This is a genomic window from Delftia sp. ZNC0008 (genome assembly GCF_000799035.1).
Classification (GTDB): domain Bacteria; phylum Pseudomonadota; class Gammaproteobacteria; order Burkholderiales; family Burkholderiaceae_C; genus Comamonas; species Comamonas tsuruhatensis.
This window is the reverse complement of sequence record NZ_JTKZ01000661.1, coordinates 1-7,926: the sequence shown is the minus strand read 5'-3', so window position 1 is coordinate 7,926 and position 7,926 is coordinate 1. Positions and strand designations below refer to the sequence as shown.

Below are 7,926 nucleotides of genomic sequence, written 5' to 3'. Positions count from 1 at the left end.
CCGCGTGCCGTGCGCGCGGCCTGGGCCAGGGCCACGCTGGCCGGCGTACCGGACAGCGGCTGCAGGCGTGCGCCCATGGCCTCTACGCGCAGCCAGGCGCGCTCATGGTCGGGATGGGATTCGCGCCAGTGCTGCAGGCGCTGCACCAGCATCTCGCGCGTGCCGGCGCTGTGATCATCGGACTGCAGCTCCACCAGCCATTCGGCGGCCTGCTCGCGCACCGCAAGAGGAATGGGCAGGCTCATGCGCCGTCGTCGTCCAGAAAGCAGACTTGCACCACGGCCCGCGCGATATGGCGGCGCACGGTGGGCACGGAAAGGCCCAGTTCAGCCGCGATGTCGGCCTGCCTCATGCCGTCGATCTGCGACAGCAAAAAGGCCTGGCGCACGGGCAGTGGGAGCAGGGCCAGCAGGCGGTCCACCTCGACCAGGGTCTGCAGCACGATGGCGCGGTGCTCGGGGGACTGGGCCACGGCCTCGGGCATGAGGGCCAGGGCGTCCAGATAGGCCTGCTCCACGCAGCGCTTGCGGTAGAGGTTGGCGGCCAGACCCTGGGCAATGGTCATCAGCAGGGCACGCGGTTCGCGAATGGCCTGGATCTCGGCGCCGCTGCGGCCCAGCAGGCGCACATAGGTGTCCTGGGTCAGATCGGCCGCATCAAAGGCATTGCCCAGGCGCTTGCGCAGCCAGCCCAGCAGCCAGCCGTGGTGGTCGGAGTAGAGAGTGGCGACATCGGGAACAAGGGCGCGGTCGGCGGCGGGCATGGGAAAGCGGCACGAGTGAAGCAGGAGGAAAGGCACCGGGGCAATATGCAGCGGCAAACAAGAATGCTTCTTATTTTCATTGTATCCAAATCCTACATCGTCATTGCACCAACCTGCGCACCAACGCCTGAGTGCGGACGCTCGGCGCGAGCACCATCGTGGGCTGATGCCACCTTCGTTGAAACCAGTCGGAGCGACGGCATTGAGTCGACAGGAATCAGCGGTGCAGCGCGAAATGGGGCCTTCGAGGCGAGGCACGGCGCACCGAAGAATCGACTGGCCACTTCCAAACGGTGAAGCGGTCGTCCAACAATGGAAGCCTTCAACGGCAGGTGTTGGTCGTCCCTGTCACTCTCGCTTTGCACAGTGAAGGGCGTAGATCAGCCTGAGGCCATCGTTAGAAAGTCTGCAGTTGCCAACTGCTCCGCAGCGATTGCTGCTGCTCACGGCCACCTCGTGACCTATCAGTTGCAGCCACATGGTGGTCATCCAAGCTTCAGGGCTGGCGGCATCGCCAGATGCTTCGCTCCTCATCCGCACCCGACCTGGTGAAGCTCCCCTTTAGGACTGGCCCGTCATCGTGCCACGAAGGCGGAGCTTTTCTCCCTCTGACCACAGAGGTCACCAGACGAGGCCTCGGTCTCGTTCGCGCCTGATCAAGGGCAGTCAGTCTGCACGGCTGGCTGATCTTGGGTGCGCTCAGCACCACGGCCAGGGCGCCTTCGATGCGACGTTAGGTCACAGCCCGCAAGGCTGCATGGTGATTCAGCGACAGCCTTTCGCCGGAAGTTCTGTGTGCTCCTGCAGGCCGCGCTTCGCCGCTGGCCAGCGCGGGCGCGCCCCGAAAAAACTAAAGATCAGTGGCGTTCCGCACTCCGCGCCGGATGTGCCGTCTTGCGGCACATCCGGCCCTACCCCTTGAAACCTGGCCGAATTGCCTTATTATTAGCACTCGTTGGGTATGAGTGCTAACAATCCTCTGTCCCACATTGCTTCGAATGCCGGCCCGCCGGGCCGGCAAGTCTTTGTTTCAACTTTGTTGATGATTTAGGAGTTGGTATGAACCTGCGTCCCCTGCACGATCGCGTGATCGTCAAGCGCCTCGAAAACGAAACCAAGACGGCTTCGGGCATCGTGATCCCCGACAACGCCGCCGAGAAGCCCGACCAGGGCGAAGTGCTGGCAGTGGGTCCCGGCAAGAAGAACGACAAGGGTGAAGTGATCGCCCTGAACGTGAAGGTCGGCGACCGCGTTCTGTTCGGCAAGTACAGCGGCCAGACCGTCAAGGTCCATGGCGACGAACTGCTGGTGATGAAGGAAGACGACCTGTTCGCGGTCGTCGAAAAGTAATCCACGCGCTTCGAAACCGCACTTTCCAACTGAATCCGGAGAATTGAAATGGCAGCAAAAGACGTAGTTTTCGGCGGCGAAGCACGCGCCCGCATGGTTGAAGGCGTGAACATCCTGGCCAACGCGGTCAAGGTCACGCTGGGCCCCAAGGGCCGCAACGTGGTGCTGGAGCGCTCCTTCGGCGCCCCCACCGTGACCAAGGACGGCGTGTCGGTCGCCAAGGAAGTGGAACTCAAGGACAAGCTGCAGAACATGGGCGCCCAGCTCGTGAAGGAAGTGGCCTCCAAGACCAACGACATCGCCGGTGACGGCACGACCACCGCCACCGTGCTGGCACAGGCCATCGTCCGCGAAGGCATCAAGTACGTGGCCGCCGGCCTGAACCCCATGGACCTCAAGCGCGGCATCGACAAGGCTGTCGCCGCCCTGGTGGAAGAGCTGAAGAAGCAATCCAAGGCCACCACCACCTCCAAGGAAATCGCCCAGGTCGGCTCGATCTCCGCCAACTCCGACGAATCCGTGGGCAGCATCATTGCCGAAGCCATGGACAAGGTCGGCAAGGAAGGCGTGATCACCGTTGAAGAAGGCAAGTCGCTGGCCAACGAACTCGACGTCGTCGAGGGCATGCAGTTCGACCGCGGCTACCTGTCGCCCTACTTCATCAACAACCCCGAAAAGCAGGTTGCCCTGCTGGACAACCCCTTCGTGCTGCTGTTCGACAAGAAGATCAGCAACATCCGCGACCTACTGCCCACGCTGGAAGCCGTGGCAAAGGCCGGCCGTCCCCTGCTGATCATTGCAGAAGACGTCGAAGGCGAAGCCCTGGCAACGCTGGTGGTCAACACCATCCGCGGCATCCTGAAGGTTGTGGCTGTCAAGGCTCCTGGCTTCGGCGACCGCCGCAAGGCCATGCTGGAAGACATCGCCATCCTGACGGGCGGCAAGGTCATCGCTGAAGAAGTGGGCCTGGCGCTGGACAAGGTGACCCTGGAAGACCTGGGCCAGGCAGTGCGCATCGAAATCGGCAAGGAAAACACCACCATCATCGACGGTGCTGGCCAAGCTGCTGAAATCGAAGCCCGCGTCAAGCAGATCCGCATCCAGATCGAAGAAGCCACCAGCGACTACGACCGCGAAAAGCTGCAAGAGCGCGTGGCCAAGCTGGCCGGCGGCGTGGCCGTGATCAAGGTCGGCGCTGCCACCGAAGTCGAGATGAAGGAAAAGAAGGCCCGCGTTGAAGACGCCCTGCACGCTACCCGCGCTGCTGTGGAAGAAGGCATCGTGGCCGGCGGCGGCGTGGCTCTGCTGCGTGCCAAGCAAGCCGTGGGCGAACTGAAGACCGGCGACGCCGAGCAGGACGCCGGCATCAAGCTGATCATGAAGGCCATCGAAGCGCCCCTGCGCGAAATCGTGGCCAACGCCGGTGGCGAGCCCTCGGTGGTGGTCAACGCCGTGCTGAACGGCTCGGGCAACTACGGCTTCAACGCCGCCAACGACACCTACGGCGACATGCTGGAAATGGGTATCCTGGACCCGACCAAGGTGACGCGTACGGCCCTGCAGAACGCCGCTTCCGTGGCATCGCTGCTGCTGACGACCGAAGCCATGATCGCCGAGTCCCCCAAGGCTGAAGGCGCCCCCGCCATGCCCGACATGGGCGGCATGGGTGGCATGGGCGGCATGGGCATGTAATTGCCCGCCGCAACCGGGCAGGCCTTGCGCCATGCCCGGTTTGCCCCGCAAGAAAAAGGCCGCCCTCGGGCGGCCTTTTTCATTGCATGAACGCTGTTGCCGATGTCCTCAGGACACGGCCTGGCCCCAGGCCCGGCCCAGGCGCGCCACGGCCTCGGTGATCTGGGGCACGGTGGGCGCCGCATACGACAGGCGCATGCACAGGCCGGCCCGCTGCGCCGCCTCGGCCGGGAAGAAGGCCTTGCCTGGCACATAGAGCACGCCCTGCTCCACAGCGGCCGTGAACAGCGCCCGGGCCAGGGCCTCGGGCTCGCCCGCATGCCGTTGTGGCGGCAGCAGCTGCGCCCAGACGAACATGCCGCCCGCAGGCCGCACGAAGCGGATCTGCTCGCCCAGGGCCGATTGCATGCCCGAGCACAGCGCATCCATGCGCGCCGCGTACTCGGCGCAGGCCTGGGCCAGCTGGGGTGCATAGCGGCCCGAGCGCAGATAGTGCGCGGCGATCATCTGCGCCAGCGGCGAGGTGCACAGGTCGGCCGTCTGCTTGGCGATGGTGCAGCGGCGCAGCAATTGGGCGTCGGCCAGCATCCAGCCGATGCGCAGCGCAGGCGCCACGGTCTTGGACAGGCTGGACAGGTAAACCACGGGATTGGCCTGGGCGCCGCACAGCGCCAGGCCCGTTTCGTAGATCGACGGCTCGCGCTGGCCGGTAAAGCGCAGCTCGCCATAGGGATCGTCCTCGACGATGGCAAAGCCGTGCTGGCGCACCAGCGCCACCAGGGCCTCGCGCCGCGCCGCGGGCAGCAGCGTGCCGCCCGGGTTGGAGAAGTTGGGCACGGTGTAGAGCAGCTTGGGGCGGCGCGCATGGGGCCACTGCGCCAGCAGGCTGGCCAGGGCACCGGTGTCCAGGCCGTGTTCATCCGTGGGCACGGCCACGACCTGTGCCTGGGCCAGCTTGAGCGTCTGCAGCGTGGCCGGGTAGGCGGGCACCTCGACCAGCACCGGATCGCCAGGCTCCACCAGTACCTTGACCAGCAGGTCGAAGGCCTGTTGCGAGCCCGTGGTCACGATCATGTCGGCCGGCGTGCAGGCAATGCCGCGCGTGGCGCACAGCGCGGCCAGGGCTTCGCGCAGCGGCAGCTGGCCTTCGCTGGCGCCGTACTGCAGGCTGGCGCCAGCGTCCTGCTGCAAAGCGGCCATCGCGGCCTGTTGCAGGCCTTCGGCATCGAACAGGCTGGGCGAGGGATAGCCGCCCGCCAGCGAGAGCATGCCGGAGCGGCTCAGATAGGGAAACAGCTCGCGTATGGGCGAGCCTTCGGGATGTGCGAACAGCGGGTTGAACAGATGGGCGGTGGGCGACTGAATGCCCAGGTCTGCAGTGCTCATGAAGGCCTCTTGCGGCTTTGCAAAAAACAAAGGGGCGCGTGCACAGGCCTGGCGCCTGCGCATGCGCCCCGGGAAAGGGGATACAGGGTGGATGCCGGCCAAAGCCGGCCTCCAGGCAGCCGGTCAGGCCACAGCCTGGGCGGCCTGGGTGCGCAGCGCGCTGCGCAGCTGGTCGATGGAGCGCTGCTGCGCCTGCTCGTACAGCGCGATCTCGTCATGCACGCGGGCACCCAGGTCGGCCTCGAAGGCCTGCTGGGCCGCATGGGCCGCGTACTGCTTTTGCTCTTCGCCGCCCAGGTTGGACTGGAAGATGCCGGCCGCGCTCACGGGCAGGAAGTCCTCGTAGACGATGGGCTCGGCCTGGGCCAGGCCGCGGGCGATCAGGGCGTCCAGGTCCGAGGCGGCGGCCGCGGCGGCCTCGCCTGCGGCCAGGGCGGCGCCCTCATCGCTCAGCGTGAAGCGGTAGAAGGCCAGGTCCTGGCGGCGCAGTTGCTCATGGGTGTCGGGGAAAGCCTCGAAGACCTGGGCCAGGCGGCTGCCGTAGTCGGGTGCGGCACTGCCCGCGCTGCCCATGTCGCGCACCTGGGCCAGCAGCTGGTCGTAGAGCGCGCGGCCCTTGCGCGTAAGCGCAACGCCGCGCTGCTCGATCTCGCCGAAGCGCGCCGTGTGCGAGCCTGCGCCCGTGGCATCGCCGGCGAAACGCACGGTCTCCTTGAGCGCCTTGAAGCTGGTCTGGCGCAGCAGGATGGGGCAGTCGCGGCGCGGCGGGCCTTCGACCACGTCCTTGGCGTCCATGCCGCGTGCGGGCATGGCGGCCTGGGCGGCATCGATGTCCAGCGTGCGCGGCGTCAGGTGGTTGATGTGCGGGCCCTTGAAGCAGACCACGTCGGCGATCAGGCGGTGGGCCTTGTGCAGCGCGTCGTAGGTGGTGCCGTCCACGGTGGACTCGCTGTGCCAGCGGAAGGTCTCCAGCGCCTCGCCGACGAATTCATCGGCCTCGGCATCGGTGAGGCCGCCGTTGGCCTCGGACTGGGCGATCAGCGCCAGCGCGCGCTCGGTGAAGATGTTGCGGCGCGCCAGGATGGCGGCAGCATGGGCGCGCAGCGCCTCGTCGGCGATCAGGTCCAGGCGCAGCAGCGAGGTGAAGACGCGGAAAGGGTTGGCCAGCAGCGCGGCATCGCTGACGGGACGGAAGGCCGTGGAGTGCACGGGCACGCCGGCCACCGACAGGTCGTAGTAGCCCACGGGCTCCATGCCCATGATGGCGAACAGGCGGCGCAGCATGGACAGCTCGGTGGCCGTGCCCACGCGGATGGCGCCGTGGCGCTCCACGCCCAGGCGGGCCAGCTCGCCACTGCGCTGCATCCGGGCCAGCAGCTCAGGCTCGGCCTGCAGCGTGCGCTGGTTGATTTCGGCCACGAGTTCGATCAGCGTGCCGTACTGGGGCACTTCATCGCGGTACATCTCGGACATGGCGCTGGAAAAGCGCGCGCGGATCTCGTCGGAAGGCACGAAGGCGTTGGCGGACGTAGAGGACATGGTGCTCGTGGGGACTGATGGTGGGGCCGCAGATCAGCCTGCGGCATGGTGAATTCCTGGCACGCATGCTAGGTCTGCGCCTTGAGCCTGGTCAAACGATAATCGGGCCCATAGGTCATTCCCAAACAGAATGCCCCTCCCACGATTGCCCCACCGCTCCCTGCCATGCTGCTGTCCCGCCGTTTCCTGCCCCCCATGTCCCTGCTGTGCGCCTTCGAGGCAGCGGCCCGGCACCAGAGCTTCACGGCAGCTGCAGCCGAGCTGCACCTGACGCAAAGCGCCGTCAGCCGCCAGATCCGAGCGCTGGAGGAGCGGCTGGAGGCAGAACTCTTTGTGCGCGAGCGCCAGACCGTGCGCCTGAGCCCGGCCGGCCAGGCCTATGCGCAGGAAATCCGGGGCGCGCTGATGCGCATCTCCACGGCCACGCTGGGTTTTCGGGCCAACCCGCGCGGCGGCAGCCTGAACCTGGCCATCCTGCCCACCTTCGGCACGCGCTGGCTGGCGCCGCGCCTGCCGCAGTTCTTCAGCGCCCACCCGGGCATCACCATCAACCTGACGACGCGGCTGTCCCAATTCGACTTCCAGCTCGAAGCCGTGGACGCCGCCATCCATTTCGGCCTGCCGCACTGGCCGGGCGCCGAGCTGGCCTTTCTGATGAGCGAGACCGTGGTGCCTGCCTGCAGCCCCGCCCTGCTGGCCCAGCATGGCTTTGCCCAGCCCCAGGACCTGCTGCAGGCGCCGCTGCTGCACCTGGCATCGCGCCCCGATGCCTGGCAGCGCTGGCTGTCCGTGCACCACGCGCCCATGGCCGAGGGCCAGGGCATGCTGTTCGACCAGTTCGCCACCGCCGCCCAGGCCGCCATCGCCGGCGTGGGCGTGGCCTTGCTGCCACGCTTTCTGATCGAGCGGGAACTGGCCCAGGGCGACCTGGTGCGTGCCCTGCCCCATCTGCCCGAGATGGAAAGCGCCGAGCGCTACTACCTGGCCTGGCCCACGAGCCGCGGCAACTACCCGCCGCTGCAAAGCCTGCGCGAGTGGCTGCAGCAGGCAGCCCAGGATTTCATGCGGGACGGCCCGCAGCCCTGACGCCCGCAGCGCCTGCCACCAGCGCCTGCAGCGCCGCCACCGGCAACTGCCCGGCCAGGCCGATGGCCACGATGGCGGGCACCTGCTGCTGCGCGGGCGCGGGCGCTGAT

Annotated in this window: 7 protein-coding genes; 3 read left to right on the top strand and 4 right to left on the bottom strand. The window is 66.9% G+C overall.

What is annotated here, in order from left to right; genetic code table 11:
- Together L995_RS21765 and L995_RS21760 are read right to left on the bottom strand one after the other, a co-directional pair.
- The coding region (locus tag L995_RS21765) for a FecR/PupR family sigma factor regulator (protein ID WP_047473678.1) at nucleotides 1–245 on the bottom strand (245 nt) is incomplete at its 3' end.
- Nucleotides 242–763 carry a sigma-70 family RNA polymerase sigma factor gene (locus tag L995_RS21760; RefSeq protein WP_016445457.1) on the bottom strand — a complete coding sequence of 174 codons (522 nt, stop codon included), beginning with the start codon at nucleotides 761–763 and terminating at the stop codon, nucleotides 242–244. The genes L995_RS21760 and L995_RS21765, both read right to left, overlap by 4 nt.
- A 1,059-nt stretch (nucleotides 764–1,822) precedes the next feature.
- On the opposite strand from L995_RS21760, the gene groES reads away from it, so the two are divergent.
- Entirely contained in the window at nucleotides 1,823–2,113 is a 291-nt protein-coding gene (groES, locus tag L995_RS21755; RefSeq protein ID WP_016445456.1) for a co-chaperone GroES, read from the top strand.
- 48 nt (nucleotides 2,114–2,161) lie between these two features.
- On the top strand, nucleotides 2,162–3,805 hold the full coding sequence (gene groL, locus L995_RS21750) for a chaperonin GroEL (protein WP_016445455.1): 1,644 nt from the start codon (nucleotides 2,162–2,164) through the stop codon (nucleotides 3,803–3,805).
- A 108-nt stretch (nucleotides 3,806–3,913) separates the two neighbouring features.
- Here groL and L995_RS21745 read toward each other — a convergent pair whose 3' ends face one another.
- Together L995_RS21745 and hglS are read right to left on the bottom strand one after the other, a co-directional pair.
- A complete protein-coding gene (locus L995_RS21745) occupies nucleotides 3,914–5,191 on the bottom strand; it encodes an aminotransferase-like domain-containing protein (protein ID WP_047473679.1) in 1,278 nt (425 codons plus the stop codon).
- 123 nt (nucleotides 5,192–5,314) lie between these two features.
- On the bottom strand, nucleotides 5,315–6,730 hold the full coding sequence (gene hglS, locus L995_RS21740) for a 2-oxoadipate dioxygenase/decarboxylase HglS (protein ID WP_047473677.1): 1,416 nt from the start codon (nucleotides 6,728–6,730) through the stop codon (nucleotides 5,315–5,317).
- Between the two features lie 165 nt (nucleotides 6,731–6,895).
- Here hglS and L995_RS21735 point away from each other — a divergent pair, with 165 nt between their 5' ends.
- A complete protein-coding gene (locus L995_RS21735; protein WP_012207461.1) occupies nucleotides 6,896–7,816 on the top strand; it encodes a LysR family transcriptional regulator in 921 nt (306 codons plus the stop codon).
- Nucleotides 7,817–7,926 lie beyond the last annotated feature (110 nt).

Bases quoted from the DNA above. Each gene is read 5' to 3' on its own strand.
- L995_RS21760 (WP_016445457.1), bottom strand. From the start codon at position 763: ATGCCCGCCGCCGACCGCGCCCTTGTTCCCGATGTCGCCACTCTCTAC.
- groES (WP_016445456.1), top strand. From the start codon at position 1,823: ATGAACCTGCGTCCCCTGCACGATCGCGTGATCGTCAAGCGCCTCGAA.
- groL (WP_016445455.1), top strand. From the start codon at position 2,162: ATGGCAGCAAAAGACGTAGTTTTCGGCGGCGAAGCACGCGCCCGCATG.
- L995_RS21745 (WP_047473679.1), bottom strand. From the start codon at position 5,191: ATGAGCACTGCAGACCTGGGCATTCAGTCGCCCACCGCCCATCTGTTC.
- hglS (WP_047473677.1), bottom strand. From the start codon at position 6,730: ATGTCCTCTACGTCCGCCAACGCCTTCGTGCCTTCCGACGAGATCCGC.
- L995_RS21735 (WP_012207461.1), top strand. From the start codon at position 6,896: ATGCTGCTGTCCCGCCGTTTCCTGCCCCCCATGTCCCTGCTGTGCGCC.